The organism is Pinisolibacter sp. DMC19 (assembly GCF_056313985.1).
In genome coordinates this window covers 525546-542109 of sequence record NZ_JBQUZF010000001.1, presented here as the reverse complement: position 1 = coordinate 542109, position 16564 = coordinate 525546, and the positions used below count along the sequence as shown (strand labels likewise).

The window sequence follows — 16564 nt, the reverse complement described above, 5'->3', positions numbered from 1 at the left end:
GCTCAGCGCCCCAGATAGACTTCGATGACGCGGGGATCGTTCGCCACATGGTCGATCGACCCTTCGGAGAGGACGCCGCCCTCGTGCAGCACGGTGACCTTGACGCCGAGCTCGCGGACGAAGGCCATGTCGTGCTCGACCACGACCACCGACTTGCCCGAGGCGTTGATCTCGCGCAGCAGGGCGGCGGTCTGCATGGTCTCGGCGTCGGTCATGCCGGCGACCGGCTCGTCGACGAGGAGAAGGCGCGGCTCCTGGGCGAGAAGCATGCCGATCTCCAGCCACTGCTTCTGGCCGTGCGACAGGTTCTTCGCCAGTTCCGCGCGGCGGTCGGCGAGCTTGACGGTCGCCAGGATCTCGTCGATGCGGGCCGCCTCGGCGCCGGAGAGGCGATGGAACAGGGTGGCGAGCGGGCCGCGATCGGCCTTCAGCGCCAGATAGATGTTGTCCTCGACCGTGTGGCTCTCGAAGACCGTCGGCTTCTGGAACTTGCGGCCGATGCCGAGTTCGGCGATCGCTGCCTCGTCGAGCGTCGTCAGGTCGGTCGCGCCGCGATCCCACAGGACCTCGCCCTCGTCGGGGCGGGTCTTGCCGGTGATGCAGTCCATCATCGTGGTCTTGCCGGCGCCGTTGGGGCCGATGATGGCGCGCATCTCGCCCGGTTCGATGACGAGGCTCAGGCCCTTCAGCGCCTTGAACCCGTCGAAGGAGACCTTGACGTCGTCGAGATAGAGCAGCGCCTGGGAGGCGACTTCATGAGCCATGGCGGGTCCTCGCGGGCGGGAAGATTGCGCCGTTCGTCCGTGTGCGGAGGCCCTTCATCCTGAGGTGCGAGCGCAGCGAGCCTCGAAGGGCGAAGGGGCGAATGGCACGGTCCGTCGTGGCTTCGCCCTTCGAGGCCCGCCCTTCGGTCGGGCACCTCAGGATGAAGCCGAACAGGGGCTGGCCGGCGGGTGAGCACGCGTGCGGTATTTCTGATGTCACCGTCATCGCCGTCACTCCGCGGGTGCGGCGACGGGCGTCGCCGGCGGGGTGGGCGTCGCCTTCCGGCGCGCGTTCCAGTCGGCGATGGTGCCGACGATGCCCTTGGGCAGGAACAGCGTGACGAGGACGAAGAGGGCGCCCAGCGCGAAGAGCCAGAGCGAGGGCAGCACCGCGGTGAACCAGGTCTTGCCCCAGTTGACCGCGACGGCGCCGACGATCGGGCCGATCAGCGTGCCGCGACCGCCCACCGCCACCCAGATCACCGCTTCGATCGAGTTGGCGGGCGAGAATTCGCCCGGGTTGATGATGCCGACCTGCGGCACGTAGAGGGCACCGGCGAGGCCCGCCAGCATCGCCGAGACGACGAAGACGAAGGTCTTGTAGGCGGCGACGCGGTAGCCGATGAAGCGGGTGCGGCTCTCGGCATCGCGGATGGCGACCAGCACCAGCCCGAGCTTCGACTTGACGATCGCCGCCGACAGCCACAGCGCCAGCGCCACCGTCAGGCAGGACAGGGCGAAGAGGGCCGAGCGAGTGCCGTCGGCCTGGACGTTGAAGCCGAGGATGTCCTTGAAGTCGGTGAGGCCGTTGTTGCCGCCGAAACCCATGTCGTTGCGAAAGAAGGCGAGCAGCAGGGCGTAGGTCATCGCCTGGGTGATGATCGACAGATAGACGCCGGTCACCCGCGAGCGGAAGGCGAGGCCGCCGAAGACCAGCGCCAGGAGGCCCGGCACCAAGATCACCATCAGCAGGGCGAAGGGGAAATGGTCGAAGCCGGACCAGTACCAGGGCAGTTCCTTCCAGTTCAGGAACACCATGAAGTCGGGCAGGATCGGGTTGCCGTAGACGCCGCGGGTGCCGATCTGGCGCATCAGATACATGCCCATGGCGTAGCCGCCGAGGGCGAAGAAGGCGCCGTGGCCGAGCGACAGGATCCCGCACCAGCCCCACACGAGGTCGAGCGCCAGGGCGAGCGCCGCGTAGCAGGCGTATTTGCCGAAGAGCGTGACGAGGTAGGTCGGGACGTGGAAGGGCGAGCCCTCCGGCACGGCGAGGTTCAGCACGGGCACCAGCACGGCCACGGCGAGGATCGCCAGGAGCGCGAGCGAGACGCGGCGGTCGAGGGCCTTGACGAGAAAGTTGGTGATCATGCTTCCACCGCCCGTCCCTTGAGGGCGAAGAGGCCCCGCGGACGCTTCTGGATGAACAGGATGATGAAGACCAGCACCAGGATCTTGCCGAGCACGGCACCGGCGAAGGGCTCCAGGAACTTGTTGACGACACCGAGCGTCAGGGCGCCGACGAGGGTGCCCCAGAGATTGCCGACGCCGCCGAAGACCACGACCATGAAGCTGTCGATGATGTAGCTCTGGCCGAGGTTGGGCGAGACGTTGTCGATCTGGGAGAGCGCCACGCCGGCAATGCCGGCGATGCCGCAGCCGAGGCCGAAGGTCAGCGCGTCGACCATCGGCGTGCGGATGCCCATCGCCGCCGCCATGGCGCGGTTCTGGGTGACGGCGCGCATCTGGAGACCGGCGGAGGTCTTCTTCAGGATCAGGATCAGGCCGAGGAAGACGGCGAGCGAGAACACGATGATCCACATGCGGCCGGAGGTCAGCGTCAGCGGGCCGAGGTCGATCGAACCCGACATCCAGCTCGGCGCGCCGACTTCGCGGTTGTTGGCGCCGAAGATCGAACGGACGGCCTGTTGCAGCGCCAGCGAGATGCCCCAGGTGGCGAGCAGCGTCTCGAGAGGGCGGCCGTAGAGCCAGCGGATGACGGTGCGCTCGATCACGACGCCGACCGCGCCGGAGACGAGGAAGGCGAGCGGAATGGCGATCGCCAGCGACCAGTCGAAGAGGCCGGGCGCATGGGTGCGGATCGTCTCCTGCACCACGAAGGTGGTGTAGGCGCCGAGCATCACCAGCTCGCCGTGGGCCATGTTGATGATGCCCATGACGCCGAAGGTGATGGCGAGGCCGATCGCGGCGAGCAGCAGCACCGAGCCGAGCGACACGCCGTAGAGGGCGTTCTGCGCCGAGTTCCACAGCGCCAGTTCGGTCTCGATCGACTTGGCGGCGCTCTGGGCCGCGTCCTGCACGCGCTTCGGCGTGTCGGGGGCGAGCGAACGCAGCAGCGACACGGCCTCCTGATCGCCGCGCTGGCGGACGGTCTGGGCGGCGTCGACGCGGGCGTCTTCGGTGGCGTCGGCCTTCGTCAGGACGATGGCGGCGCGGGCGACCTGGAGGGCGGTGCGGATGCGGCCTTCGGGTTCCTTGGCGATCGCCGCCTCGAGGGTGGGGAGTGCCGCCTGATCGCGCGACTTGAAGACCGCCTCGGCGGCGTCGCGGCGCTTCACCGGATCGGGCGACATCAGCGTCAGCGCGCCCATGGCGGCGGCGATGGCGCCGCGGACGCGGTTGTTGACGCGGACCGGCGAGAGGCCGGCGGGCGGCGTGGCGACGGTCGTGCCGGTCGCGGCGTCGACGACCTTGTCGCCGGCGCGGATGACGACGGTCTTCGTCGCCGCGTCGAATTCGAGCGTGCCGTCGCGGAGCGCCTCGACGATCGTCCCGGCGCGCGGGTGACCGGAGGACGAGAGCAGCGCGATCGCCTCGCCGGTGTCGGCGTAGCTGTCGGTCGCGAGCCGGGCGAGAGCGGCGGAGATGTCCTGCGCGGCGGCCGGAAGGACCGAGCCGAAGGCGAGCAGCAGGAGAACGAGGCCCGTGCGGGCGAGGCGGCGGACGTGGGCGGTCATTCGTCTCGCTTCCGTGGTGGGGAGGAGAAGGAAGCACCCGGGCCGTGGCCCGGGTGCGTGTCGGGGCGATCGTCGAAGGGGAACATCACGACGACCGCGGGACGGGGATCAGCCGCCGCACTTCTTGGTGACGGTGTTGTAGTTGCCGCACTTGAGCGTGACCCAGTCGGCCTCGAGGTCCTTGGAGCCGGGCAGGAAGTCGGTCCAGGCGTCGCCGGGGACGAGGTCCTTGGTCTTCCACACCACGTCGAACTGGCCGTCGGCCTTGATCTCGCCGATCAGCACCGGCTTGGTGATGTGATGGTTCGGCAGGACCTTGGCGATGCCGCCGGTCAGGTTCGGGGTCTCGATGCCCGGCAGGGTGTCGATGACCTTGTCGGTGTCGACGGTGCCGGCCTTCTCGACCGCCTTGACCCAGGCGTTGAAGCCGATGACCGAGGCTTCCATCGGGTCGTTGGTGACGCGCTTCGGGTTCTTGGTGAATTCCTTCCACTTGGCGATGAAGGCGTCGTTCGCCGGGTCCTTCACGCTCTGGAAGTAGTTCCACGCGGCCAGATGGCCGACCAGCGGCTTGGTGTCGATGCCGGCGAGCTCTTCCTCACCGACCGAGAACGCCACGACCGGGATGTCGGTCGCCTTGATGCCTTGGTTGCCGAGTTCCTTGTAGAAGGGAACGTTGGCGTCGCCGTTGATGGTCGACACGACGGCGGTCTTCTTGCCGGCCGAGCCGAACTTCTTGATGTCCGAGACGATCGTCTGCCAGTCGGAATGACCGAACGGCGTGTAGTTGATCATGATGTCTTCTTTGGCGACACCCTTGGAGATGAGGTAGGCCTCGAGGATCTTGTTGGTGGTGCGCGGGTAGACGTAGTCGGTGCCGGCCAGCACCCAACGCTTCACGTCGCCACCGTCCTTCGACATCAGATAGTCGACGGCCGGGATCGCCTGCTGGTTCGGAGCGGCGCCGGTGTAGAACACGTTGCGCTCGGACTCTTCACCCTCGTACTGGACCGGGTAGAACAGGATCGAGTTCAGCTCCTTGAAGACCGGCAGCACGGACTTGCGCGACACCGAGGTCCAGCAGCCGAAGACCACCGAGACCTTGTCCTTGGCGATCAGCTCGCGCGCCTTCTCGGCGAAGAGCGGCCAGTTGGAGGCCGGGTCGACGACGACAGCCTCGAGCTTCTTGCCGAGGACGCCGCCCTTCTTGTTCTGCTCGTCGATGAGGAAGAGGATCGTGTCCTTGAGCGTCGTCTCCGAGATCGCCATGGTGCCGGAGAGCGAGTGCAGGACGCCGACCTTGATGGTGTCGGCGGCATTGGCGGACGAGGCGAAGGCACCGGCCGAAATGGCGGCGCCGACGATCGCGCCCAGAAGCTTCTCGTTCAGAGTCATGAATATCTCCCCCGGGATGAAACCCTGTTCGGATCACGGAGCCCGCCGTCGGGTCCGCTCGGGAGGGGAGTTGAACGCGGGTCGGCAAAACGGCCCATACGTCATATGACGCAGGTTCTGCCCGATCGGCCGGCATGCGATGAATTGGTGCAGACTGCTGCCCTTTTGCTGGGCAGGAGGGTGGAATTCCAACGAGATCCGCGCCGCGCGGCGATCGGGGCGGCGTCGCCGAGACTGGTCGAGGCCGTGCGGATCGCGTATCAGTCTTCCGACGAAAGTCGCATGCGGCGATCCGGCCGCCTGCCGCCGAACCGACGAGGTCCCATGTCGCTCACGATCGCCGTCATCGCCCACGACGAAAAGAAGCCCGCCCTGGTGGATTGGGTGGTGCGCAACGCCGAAGCCCTGCGCCCGCACCGGCTGATCGGCACGGCGACGACCGGCTCGCTGGTGAGGAAGGCGCTGCCCGACATGGATCTGAGCACGGTCAAGTCAGGCCCGCTCGGTGGCGACCAGCAGATCGGCGCGATGATCGCCGAAGGGGAGATCGATCTCCTCGTCTTCTTCCCCGACCCGCTGACGCCGATGCCGCACGACGTCGACGTCAAGGCGCTGCTGCGTCTTGCGCTGGTCTACGACGTGCCCTGCGCCTTCAATCAGGCGACGGCCGATCTGATGGTCGTGTCGGGCTTCCTGAAGGGCGACCACGTCAAGCGCGCCGCGCACACCGCCTGAGGGGCGACGCGGGGACCTGATCTCTTCCTCCCGTTCGGCTTCACCCTGAGGTGCCCGGCAGCGCCGGGCCTCGAAGGGCGAAGCCACGACGGGCAGTGCCCCTCGGCCCTTCGCGTTTCGAGGCTCGGCTTTGCCGAGCACCTCAACATGAAGGGCCTCTGCGCGAAGTCGTGCCCGGAAGCTCGCACGATTCTTGCTCGCTTCCGCGCTGCCCACGTCCGCGTCTCGCCCGGTCTCTCGACCGCGGCGCCCGCGCGTGCGACACCGGGCGTGACGCATCGCGGCGAGGGGGAACGCGGAGAGCATGGCCGGTCGACAGCGCATCCTTCCCGTCCGTCGCGACTACAATCGCTGGGTCGCCGACCAGACGCTCGAAGACTATGCGCTGCGCTTCACCGCCAAGAGCGCCCGGCGCTGGTCGGCGCCGCGCGTCGCCCAGACGGCGATCGGCGCCATCTCCTTCCTGGCGCTCGAGGCGATCGGCGGCGCCATCACGCTCGCCCACGGCTTCGTCAATGCCGCCGCGGCAATCGTCGTCGTGTCGATCGTGCTGCTCGTCACCGGTTTCCCGATCGCGCGGGCCGCGGCGAAGTGGGGCGTCGACATCGATCTGCTGACCCGTGGCGCCGGCTTCGGCTACATCGGCTCGACGGTGACGTCGCTGATCTACGCGAGTTTCACCTTCATCCTCTTCGCCATCGAAGCCTCGATCATGTCGTCGGCGCTGGAGCTCGCCTTCGGCTGGCCGCTGTGGCTCTCCTACATCCTGTCGGCGCTCGCGGTGATCCCGCTCGTCGTCTACGGCATCACCGCGATCTCGCGCTTCCAGCTGTGGACGCAGCCGTTCTGGATCGTGCTCAACGTCGCCCCCTTCGCCTTCATCCTGTGGAAGGACCCGGCGCAGATCGCGGCGTGGTGGCAGTTCGGCGGCGTCCATGCCGGTGGCCAACCGGGATCGTTCCTCGAGAGCTTCGACGTCGTGCGCTTCGGCCTCGCCTCGTCGGTGATCCTCGGGCTGATGCCGCAGATCGGCGAGCAGGTCGACTTCCTGCGCTTCCTGCCCGCCCGCGTCGAGAAGGCCGGCCGCGCCCACCGCATCGGCACGTTCTTCGCCGGCCCCGGCTGGATCGTGCTCGGTGCGCCGAAGCTCTTCGCCGGATCGCTCCTCGCCGTCGTGGCGCTGCGCATGGGTGTGCCGGAGAGCCATGCGGGCGAGCCCGCGTGGATGTACGACGTCGCCTTCTCATACATGCTGCCGTCGAAGGAGGCCGCGGTGGTGCTGACGGCGGCCTTCGTCGTCGTGTCGCAGCTCAAGATCAACGTGATGAACGCCTATGCCGGGTCGCTGGCGTGGTCGAACTTCTTCTCGCGCGTCACTCATTCCCACCCCGGCCGCGTCGTCTGGCTCGTCTTCAACGTGGCGATCGCGCTGCTGCTGATGGAGCTCGGCATCTACGAGGCGCTGGAGAAGACGCTCGGCCTCTTCGCCATCGTCGCCGTCGCCTGGCTCGGTACCATCACCGCCGATCTCGGCATCGCCAAGCCGCTCGGCCTCGCCCCGCCGGGGATCGAGTTCAAGCGGGCGCATCTGCCGGACGTCAATCCGGTCGGGCTCGGCTCGATGGGGCTCGCGACCGCGCTGGCGCTGATCGCCGTCACCGGCCATTTCGGGGCGATCGCCCAGGCCTTCGCCCCCTTCGTGGCGCTCGCCACCGCGCTCGTCGCGGTGCCGTTCCTCGCCTGGGCGACCGGCGGGCGGTGGTATCTCGCGCGCGAGCCGGAGAAGGACTGGGCGAGCCGCTCGACCATCCGCTGCTCGGTCTGCGAGCACGACTTCGAGCCCGAGGACAGCGCCCATTGTCCGGCCTACGACGCGCCGATCTGCTCGCTGTGCTGCTCGCTCGACGCCCGCTGCCGCGACCAGTGCAAGCCGCAGGCGCGGATCTCGGCGCAGGCGCGGGAATGGACGCGGACGCTGCTGCCCGAGCCGATCGCGCGGCGACTGTCGCCGCGCCTCCTCGAATACGTCGCCATCCTGTCGCTGATCGTCGCGGCGATCGGCCTCGTGCTGCTGGTCATCCACTTCCAGTCCGACCCGCGCGATCCGGCGATCGAGGCGGCGCTGACGCGGGCGCTGTGGGCGGCCTTCTTCGTGCTGATCATCGTCGCCGGCGTCGTCGCCTGGTTCTTCGTGCTGGCGCACGAGAGTCGGCGCGTCGCAGAGGAGGAGTCTGCGCGCCAGACCGGCCTGCTGCTCGACGAGATCGAGGCGCACGAGCGCACCGACGCCGAGCTGCAGAAGGCGAAGGAGGCGGCGGAAGCGGCGAATTTCGCCAAGAGCCGCTATCTCGTCGGCCTCAGCCACGAGTTGCGCACGCCGCTCAACGCCGTGCTCGGTTACGCCCAGGTGCTCGAGCGCGACGCCGGGCTGTCGGAGGGCCGCGCCCATTCGGTCAAGGTGATCCGCCGTTCGGCCGAGCATCTCTCCGGCCTGATCGACGGGCTCCTCGACATATCCAAGATCGAGGCCGGGCGGCTCGAGCTCGCCCGCGACGAGATCCGCTTCGCCGAGTTCCTCGAGAGCCTCGTCGAGATGTTCCGGCCGCAGGCCGAGGCCAAGGGCCTCGCCTTCCGCTTCACCCGGCCGACGAAATTGCCCGACGTGGTGGCGACCGACGAGAAGAGGCTCCGGCAGGTGCTGGTCAATCTGCTCTCCAACGCGGTCAAGTTCACCTCGCACGGCGAGGTCCATTTCGACGTCGCCATGCGCCACGAGATTGCGACCTTCACCGTCACCGACACCGGCATGGGCATCGCCGAGGGCGAGATCGACCGCATCTTCGATCCCTTCGAGCGCGGCGCCGCGGCGGCGAAGAAGCCGGGGTTGGGGCTCGGGCTCACCATCACCAAGATGATCGTCACGGTGATGGGCGGCGACGTCCGGGTCGACAGCCGGGCGGGGGAGGGCGCGCGCTTCCGCGTCCGCATGCATCTCTCGGTCGTCGCCCGGCCGGTGGCGCTGCCGGCGGTGCCGACGGTCACCGGCTACGAGGGACGGCGGCGGTCGATCCTGGTGGTCGACGACAACGACGATCACCGCGATCTGCTGAAGCGCGTCCTCGTGCCGATCGGCTTCGAAGTCTCTGAAGCGGTCGACGGGGCGGCCTGTCTCGACGCCGTGCGGAAGGCGCCGCCCGATCTCATCCTCCTCGACATCTCGATGCCCGGCATGACCGGTTGGGAGGTGGCGGTGGCGCTGCGCGAAGAGGGCTACGGCGGGCGGATCGTCATCCTCTCGGCCAACGTCGGCGACAGCCGGCCGCCGGAGGTGGAAGTGGCGCCACACGACGACGTGGTGGCCAAGCCCTTCGACCTCTCGCGTCTGCTCGATCGGCTGCAGCTCCACCTCGATCTCGTCTGGCGCGAGGCGGGGGAGGAGCCGGCCGCCGCGCCGGCCGTGACCGCGTCGGCGCCCGCCGTTGCCACGACGCCTCCCGCCGACGACCGGCCGACGGCGGCGGAGGCGAACGATCTGCTGCAATGGGCGCGGATCGGCTATGTTCGCGGCGTGGCGGGCAGGCTCGCGGCGATCGAGGCGGAGATCCGTGCGGCGGGCGGCGAGCCGGGGCGGCGGATGGTCGATCTGGCGCGGGCCGCCGAGACCTTCGACATGGCGCGGTTCGTCGCGCTGCTGGAGACCGACGATGGCTGCTGACAGACCGGCGGAGAGCCGCGACATCGTCCTCGTCGTCGACGACAATCCCGACACGCTCGGCTTCCTCACCGAGACGCTGGAGGGGCAGGGCGCCATGGTGCTGGTCGCCACCGGCGGCGAGCAGGCGCTGGCGATCGTCGAACGGATCACCCCGGACGTCATCCTGATGGACGCCGTCATGCCGGACATCGACGGTTTCGAGACGACGCGGCGGCTGAAGCGGCTGGCCGCCACCGCCGATGTCCCGATCATCTTCATGACCGGCCTCTCGGAGACCGAACACATCGTCGAGGGGCTGGAGGCGGGTGGCGTCGACTACGTCACCAAGCCGATCGTCCTCGACGAACTGACGGCGCGCATCCGCGTCCATCTCGCCAATGCCCGGCGCGAACGCTCGGCGCGGCTGGCGCTCGACGGGGCGGGACGCTTCCTGCTCGCCACCGACGCGACCGGCCGCATCGCCTGGGCGACGCCGCAGGCGGTCAAGCTGATCGGCGAGATCGGCGGCGAGGCCGGTGGCCTTCCCATGGCGGTGCGCGAACGGCTGGTCGCGGCGATGGCGGCGGGCGCGGCGGCGGCCGATCTCGTGCCGATCGGCGAGAGCGGCAACCGCCGCATCCAGCTCACCTCGCTCGGCCGCGCCGGCGAGGACGAATGGCTGTGGCGGCTGATGTGCGACGCGGTCGGCGGCGACGAGGCGGCGCTGCGCCGTCGCTTCGGCCTGACGGCGCGCGAGGCCGAAGTCTGCCTCTGGGTGGCGCGCGGCAAGCCGAACCGCGACATCGCCGACATCCTCGGCCTCTCGCCCCGCACCGTGAACAAGCACCTCGAGACGGTCTTCGCCAAACTCGGCGTCGAGAACCGCGCCTCCGCCGCCGTCATGGCGCTGAAGGCGATCGAGGCGGGGTAGGGGCGGGGCGACGACTGGCGCAGAGGCGGCGAAATGCCTATGAGAGGTCACGCATGTCCTCTCGCGCGAGATCCGCCATGACCGACGCCGCCGCTTCGCCCGTTTCTGCTCCTTCGCCGGCGCCCGCCGCCCCCTTCGTCGCCCGTGTGCCGACCGCGTTCTTCGGCGCGGTGCTCGGCCTCGGCGGTCTCGCCAACGGCTGGCGGGTGGCGGCACGCCTGTGGGGCTTGCCGGTGCTCGTTGCCGATGCACTGGCGGTGGTCGCCGTCCTCGTCTGGGCGACCATCGTGACGCTGGTCGTGCTGAAGTGGCTGAAGGCGCGCACGGCGGCGCGGGGTGAACTGGTGCATCCGGTGATGGGCGGCTTCGTCGCGCTCGTCGGTGTCGCCACCATGGTCGCCGGCATCGCCATCCAGCCGGTCGTCGCGCCGCTCGGCATCGTCCTGATGATCGTCGGCCTCGTCTTCCAGGGCCTGTTCGCGACGTGGTTCGTCGGCCGGCTGCTGCAGGGCGGGCGCGACGCCGCGGGCGCGACGCCGGTGCTGTTCCTGCCGACGGTCGGCGGCGCCTTCGTCGCCGGCATGGCGTTGGCGGCGCTGGGCTTGCGCGACGCCTCGGCCATGGCCTTCGGCGTCGGCTTCGTCACCTGGCTGGTGATCGAAGCCGTGATCTGGCAGCGGCTGCTGCACGGACCGGCGCTGCCTGTGCCGTTGCGCGCGTCGATGGGCATCGAGATGGCGCCGCCGGCCGTCGGCCTCGTCGCCTATCTGGCGGCCAACGGCGGCAACGTCGACATCCTCGCACTGGTGCTCTTCGGCGTGGCGCTGTTCTGGGCCGCGGTGGCGATCCGCAACTTCGGCTGGGTGTCGGAACAGCCCTTCGGCGCGCCGTGGTGGGCGTGGTCGTTCGGCGTCTCGGCGCTGCCGACGGGGGCGATGCGGCTGGCGGAGGCCGGTGCGCCGACCGCGGCGCTGCTGGCGCCGGGGCTGTTCCTCGTCGCCAACCTGATCATCGGCCTCTTCGCCGGACGGTCGCTGGCGATGATCCTGCGCGGCACCTACGTGCCGCCGATGCCGCCGGCGCCTCCGCCGGCCGTGTGAGCCACGCCCCGACACGACGACGCCCGAAGGCAGGCCTTCGGGCGTTCCTGTCTTCGGCGATCCGATCGTGCCGTCAGTTCACCGGCTGGTGACGGACGTGGAGCGAGCCGTCGTCGGCCTCGAAGAACGTCTCCTCGACCTGCGGATGCCTGAGCGGCATGCCGGTGTCGTCGGGGACGAGGTTCTGCTCGGAAACGTAGGCGACGTATTCGTTTTCCGCGTTTTCGGCATAGAGGTGGTAGAACGGCTGGTCCCTGGACGGACGGACGTCCTCCGGGATCGCTTCCCACCATTCCTCGGTGTTGCAGAAACTCGGATCGACGTCGAAGACGACGCCCCGGAACGGGTACACGCGGTGGCGAACCACCTGACCGATGCCGTACTTGGCGACGCGGATCTTGGAATCGACCGTCAACGCATCACTCCCGCTCGCCTCGGCGCCCTCGAGGGGGCCGCGCGCGCTCTACGCGAATTTGCGCAGGAAAAACTTCACGAGGGGCGCGCGAGAGTCAAGCGCTCGGCGTGATGCGAATGCGTCTCAATCGATTGAAATCAGAAATTTCTTGCAGCGGACGTATGAAATTACCCCGTCCGAGGGCTCGGGCGGGGTGAAAATGCGCTCGGCGTGATGTTTGCCGGCGTATGACGCTGCGTCTCACAGGCCGTAGGCGGCGGCGAGTTCCGGGTCCTTGGAGGCGACGAGCTTCGCCAGATCGACGATGACCTTGGCCTGCTTCCAGGTGGCGTCGTCCTGCATCTTGCCGTCGATCATCACCGCGCCGGTGCCGTCGGGCATGGCATCGAGGATCTTCTTGGCGAAGGCGACCTCGCCCGGATCGGGCGAGAACACCCGCTTGGCGATGTCGATCTGGGTCGGGTGCAGCGACCAGGCGCCGAGGCAGCCCATCAGGAAGGCGTTGCGGAACTGCGCCTCGCAGGCGGCGAGGTCGGCGAAGTCGCCGAACGGGCCGTAGAAGGCCTTGATGCCGGCCGACTGGCAGGCGTCGACCATCTTGGCCACCGTGTAGTGCCAGAGATCCTGCTGGAAGCGGGTGCGCGGGGCGTCGCCGTTCGCATCCTGCAGCACCTGATACTCGGGATGGCCGCCGCCGACGCGGGTGGTCTTCATGCCGCGCGAGGCGGCGAGATCGGCAGGTCCCAGGCTCATGCCGTGCATGCGGGGGGAGGCGGTCGCGATCTTCTCGACGTTCTTGACGCCCTCGGCGGTCTCGAGGATGGCGTGGATCAGGATCGGCTTCTTCATGCCGTGCTTCGCCTCGAGCTGGGCGAGCAGCTGGTCGAGGAAGTGGATGTCCCACGGTCCCTCGACCTTCGGCAGCATGATGACGTCGAGCTTGTCACCCAGTTCGGCGACGATCTCGGTGACGTCGTCGAGCACCCAGGGCGAGTTCAGGCAGTTGATGCGGGTCCAGAGGCCGGTGCCGAGGGCGGCGAAGTCCGTCGCCTTGCCCATCTCGATGAAGCCCTTGCGGGCGGCGATCTTCTGGTCCGCCGGGATGGCGTCCTCGAGGTTGCCGAGCACCACGTCGACCTTGGCGGCGAGCTCCGGCACCTTGGCGCGGACCTTCTCCATGTGCGGCGGCACGAAGTGGATCATGCGCTCGAGCGTCACCGGCAGCTCGCGGAAGGGCTCCGGCGCGCCGATGGCGAGGGGCTTGAAGAAGGCTTTCGGGGTCTTCTCGGTCATGGCGGCGTCCTCCGGATCAGTCTCTTGCTGCGCTGCAATGCGAAACGTTTGAATGGTCCTAGATCGGTCCGATGCGTCGCACAACTGACTGAAAGTCTGATAGGCGCGCCGCGCATGGGTCGGAAGGGGCTTTCGGGCTGCGGCGGCGTTGACAGGGGCGGGGGCGAAACGCCATCGTCGCGGCTCGGTCCATGGCGGGAATGCCGGCGACCCGCGCCGAATTGTCCACATTTCCCCGCCGGAGCCCCATGGAACAGGTCGTCAATCTCGCCATGCCGTTCTTCGGCCTGATCTTCATCGGCTGGGCGTGCGGCAAATTGCGCGTGCTGCCGGTCGAGGGGCTGGGCTGGCTCAACTTCTTCATCGTCTACGTGTCGTTGCCGGCGCTGTTCTTCCAGCTCCTGTCGCGCACGCCGGTCGAGCAGCTGACGCGCTGGAGCTTCGTGGCGACGACGACCGCCTCGACCTTCGCGATGTTCTGCCTCGCCTTCGTCGTCGGCATGCTCTTCAACAAGGGCGACATGCGCGCCGCCGCGATCACCGCGACCGGCGGGGCCTATTCCAACATCGGCTACATGGGACCGGGCGTGACGCTGGCGACGCTCGGGGCGCAGGCGACGGTGCCGACCGCGCTGGTCTTCTGTTTCGACAACGCGATCTTCTTCATCATGGTGCCGCTGCTGATGGCGATCTCGGGCGAGCGGCAGAGCCCGTGGTCGACGGCGCAGATCATCGCCAAACGCATCTTCCTGCACCCGTTCATCCTCGCCACCATCGTCGGCGTCGCCGCGGCGGTGACGGGGCTGCGCCCGCCGGTCTTCGTCGACAAGATGCTGACTTCGCTGATGCAGGCGGCCGCTCCTTGCGCGCTCTTCGCCATGGGCGTGACGGTCGGTCTGCGCCCGCTCGAGCGGATCACCGCGGAGATCCCGGTGGTGCTGACGATCAAGCTGGTGCTGCACCCGATCGTCGTCTTCACGGCACTGTGGTGGATCGGCGGGATCGATCCGATCTGGACGATGACGGCGCTGCTGATGGCCAGCCTGCCGCCGGCGCTCGGCGTCTATGTGCTCGCCCAGCAGTACCATTCGCACGTGCCGACGGCCTCGGCGATCGTGCTGATCGGCACGCTGGTGTCGGTCGCGTCGCTGACGGCGGCACTGTGGTTCGTCACCCACGACCCGCTGGGGATCGGCGTCGTCGGGCACTGAGGTCGACGGACGGCCTCACGCCTTCGGCAGAGCCCCGCCGCGCATCATCGCCGGGGCGATCAGGCTCGGCGTCAGGCCCTCGCGCATGACGAGGCGACGCAGCGGGCCGACGCGGGCGGCGAGGAAGAAGCCCAGCGCACGCGCCGCCTGCACCGGCAGGAGATCCGACATCAGCGCCCGGTTGGCGACGTCGACGCCGCGGGTGCGGGTCTCGACGTCGAGGCGGCGGGCGCGTTCGTAGCGGCCGAGCATGGCGTCGCCGCCGAGGTCGTCGCCCTCGGCCAGCGCCTTGGCGGCGCATTCGCCGAGGCTCGCGACGTCGCGAAGCGTCAGATTGAGCCCCTGGGCGCCGATCGGCGGGAAGGTGTGGGCGGTCTCGCCGATCAGCGCGATGCGGCGGGCGCCGTAGCGCTCGGCGATGAGCGAGGCGAGCGGCCAGACCTGACGGCCGGGCTCGACCGCCATCTTGCCGTAGGCGGACCGCGAGCGGCGCTCGAGCTCGCGTGCGAGCTCCGCGTCGGGCATCGCCTTCAGCCGTTCGGCCTCGTCCGGCGTCTCGATCAGCACCACCGAGGAGCGATTGCCGCCGGGCAGCGGCACCAGCACGAAGGGGCCGGTGCGGGTGTGGAATTCGGTCGAGACGTCGCGATGCGGCACCTCGTGGGAAAGGTTCAGCACCAGCGCCGACTGGGGATGCGCCCAGGTCTTGGTGCCGATGCCCGCCGCCTCGCGCAGACGCGAATGCTTGCCGTCGGCGGCGACCGCGAGGCGGGCGGAGACGGTGACGCCCGAGGGCGTGACGAGTTCGACCCGGTCGACGAGCGGGCGGACGGTCTCGACCGGCTCTTCGATACGGGCGATTCGCGCGTGGCCGGCGATCTTCTCGTCGAGGATGGCGGTCAGATCGCGGTTGACGATGTTGACGCCGAAGGAGGGGCGGTCGATCTCGCTCGCATGGAACGTCGCCTCCGGCGCGCGGATCAGGCGGTCGGTCGCATCGACGAGGCGCATGGTGGCGAGATCGGCGCCGGCGGCGGCGATCTTCTCCCAGACGCCGAGGGTCTCGAGGAAGTCGACCGAGCCGCCGAGCAGCGCCGTGGTGCGGACGTCATCGGGCCGCGTCGGCGGGGCGAGAAGCGCGGTGACGAGCCCCATCTCGGCGAAGAGCGCCGCGGCGGCGAGGCCGGCGGGACCGGCACCGACGACGGCGACGTCGAAGAGGCGGTCGGCGGCGGGGGCGGGGCTCGTCATGGTGGGTCTCTCGAGGGTCGATCGGGCGGCGGAGCATGCGGCAGGGCGGGGATCCACGCAAGCGGCGAGGGACCTCGGCGGGCGTGGCGGCGTCGGCGAGCGGGCCGCGGCGACGGTCGACGTCGGCCGCGGGCCTGCGACGAATCGCGCGCAATCCGGGCTTTCATCTTTGAATGTTCATGATATGTTCCAGGCAAGCAGGCAAGCAGGCAAGCAGGCAAGCAGGCAAGCAGGCAGCGCGCGGACGCGGCGCGGTGCGTGGGTGCCACGCTGCGCTCGGACCGGGAAGGAGAGAGCGATGGACACGACCGTCGTCGAGTGGGGCGCCGTCGAGCAAGGCGTCGTCGAGCGGGTCGGGGCGAGCGAGGATCTCGCGCGCGAACTGGTGGCGCTCGAGATGCGGGCGCTCGAGCGATGGTGCCGGGGCGATCCTTCCGGCTTCCTCGCGATCTCCGATGTCGACGTCGGCTATTTCGAACCCTTCGTCGAGGCGCGGTTCGACGGGCTGGCGGCGCTCACCGACCATTACGAGGCGCTGCGGGGCAAGATCTCCGCCGATGCCTTCGCGATGACCGCGCCGCGCGTCGTCGCCTGGGGCGATGCGGCGGTGCTCTCCTACGGCTTCCGCTCGTCGAACGGCGGTGGGCCGGAGATGCGCTGGCAGGCGAGCGAGACGTGGCGTCGCCGCCCCGAGGGCTGGCGGATCGTCCATACCCACTGGTCGCTGCCCAGGGTCGGATGACGCGGGGCGGACCTCGCGACGAACCGGACCGCGGGGAGCATCGCGCCGGCGTGGC

The 16564-nt window shown here is 69.1% G+C and carries 13 protein-coding genes; 6 read left to right on the top strand and 7 right to left on the bottom strand.

Annotated features, from left to right (window positions below; all coding sequences use genetic code 11):
* Positions 1 to 2: 2 nt before the first annotated feature.
* The 4 genes from urtD to urtA form a co-directional block, all read right to left on the bottom strand.
* Positions 3 to 764 (bottom strand): urea ABC transporter ATP-binding protein UrtD, encoded by a 762-nt coding sequence (gene urtD, locus ACT53U_RS02390; protein WP_476152432.1) that lies wholly within the window; start codon positions 762 to 764, stop codon positions 3 to 5.
* A 231-nt stretch (positions 765 to 995) separates the two neighbouring features.
* Positions 996 to 2135, bottom strand: a complete 1140-nt coding sequence (gene urtC / locus ACT53U_RS02385) for an urea ABC transporter permease subunit UrtC (protein WP_476152431.1) — start codon at positions 2133 to 2135, stop codon at positions 996 to 998.
* Positions 2132 to 3742: an urea ABC transporter permease subunit UrtB gene (urtB, locus tag ACT53U_RS02380; RefSeq protein ID WP_476152429.1), complete on the bottom strand. Its 1611-nt coding sequence runs from the start codon at positions 3740 to 3742 to the stop codon at positions 2132 to 2134. The genes urtC and urtB overlap by 4 nt, the downstream gene beginning before the upstream one ends.
* Positions 3743 to 3850: 108 nt before the next feature.
* On the bottom strand, positions 3851 to 5137 hold the full coding sequence (gene urtA / locus ACT53U_RS02375) for an urea ABC transporter substrate-binding protein (RefSeq protein WP_476152427.1): 1287 nt from the start codon (positions 5135 to 5137) through the stop codon (positions 3851 to 3853).
* Between the two features lie 324 nt (positions 5138 to 5461).
* Between urtA and ACT53U_RS02370 the strand changes: the two genes are divergently transcribed.
* The 4 genes from ACT53U_RS02370 to ACT53U_RS02355 all read left to right on the top strand — a co-directional run bounded on the left by ACT53U_RS02370 (position 5462) and on the right by ACT53U_RS02355 (position 11597).
* On the top strand, positions 5462 to 5872 hold the full coding sequence (locus ACT53U_RS02370; RefSeq protein ID WP_476152425.1) for a methylglyoxal synthase: 411 nt from the start codon (positions 5462 to 5464) through the stop codon (positions 5870 to 5872).
* Between the two features lie 304 nt (positions 5873 to 6176).
* Positions 6177 to 9587 carry a hybrid sensor histidine kinase/response regulator gene (locus ACT53U_RS02365; protein WP_476152423.1) on the top strand — a complete coding sequence of 1137 codons (3411 nt, stop codon included), beginning with the start codon at positions 6177 to 6179 and terminating at the stop codon, positions 9585 to 9587.
* Positions 9577 to 10497 (top strand): response regulator, encoded by a 921-nt coding sequence (locus ACT53U_RS02360; protein WP_476152421.1) that lies wholly within the window; start codon positions 9577 to 9579, stop codon positions 10495 to 10497. Before ACT53U_RS02365 ends, ACT53U_RS02360 begins: the two co-directional genes overlap by 11 nt.
* Positions 10498 to 10574: 77 nt before the next feature.
* A complete protein-coding gene (locus ACT53U_RS02355) occupies positions 10575 to 11597 on the top strand; it encodes an SLAC1 family transporter (RefSeq protein ID WP_476152419.1) in 1023 nt (340 codons plus the stop codon).
* 73 nt (positions 11598 to 11670) lie between these two features.
* On the opposite strand, the gene hspQ is transcribed toward ACT53U_RS02355, so the two are convergent.
* Both hspQ and ACT53U_RS02345 read right to left on the bottom strand, forming a co-directional pair.
* Complete coding sequence (hspQ, locus tag ACT53U_RS02350) at positions 11671 to 12012, bottom strand: heat shock protein HspQ (RefSeq protein ID WP_476152417.1); 342 nt, start codon at positions 12010 to 12012, stop codon at positions 11671 to 11673.
* 240 nt (positions 12013 to 12252) lie between these two features.
* A complete protein-coding gene (locus ACT53U_RS02345; protein ID WP_476152416.1) occupies positions 12253 to 13305 on the bottom strand; it encodes an HpcH/HpaI aldolase/citrate lyase family protein in 1053 nt (350 codons plus the stop codon).
* Positions 13306 to 13553: 248 nt separating this feature from the next.
* On the opposite strand from ACT53U_RS02345, the gene ACT53U_RS02340 reads away from it, so the two are divergent.
* Positions 13554 to 14516, top strand: a complete 963-nt coding sequence (locus tag ACT53U_RS02340) for an AEC family transporter (RefSeq protein WP_476152414.1) — start codon at positions 13554 to 13556, stop codon at positions 14514 to 14516.
* 15 nt (positions 14517 to 14531) lie between these two features.
* Here ACT53U_RS02340 and ACT53U_RS02335 read toward each other — a convergent pair whose 3' ends face one another.
* A complete protein-coding gene (locus tag ACT53U_RS02335; protein ID WP_476152412.1) occupies positions 14532 to 15767 on the bottom strand; it encodes a UbiH/UbiF family hydroxylase in 1236 nt (411 codons plus the stop codon).
* Positions 15768 to 16065: 298 nt separating this feature from the next.
* Here ACT53U_RS02335 and ACT53U_RS02330 point away from each other — a divergent pair, with 298 nt between their 5' ends.
* Complete coding sequence (locus ACT53U_RS02330; protein ID WP_476152410.1) at positions 16066 to 16509, top strand: DUF4440 domain-containing protein; 444 nt, start codon at positions 16066 to 16068, stop codon at positions 16507 to 16509.
* Positions 16510 to 16564 lie beyond the last annotated feature (55 nt).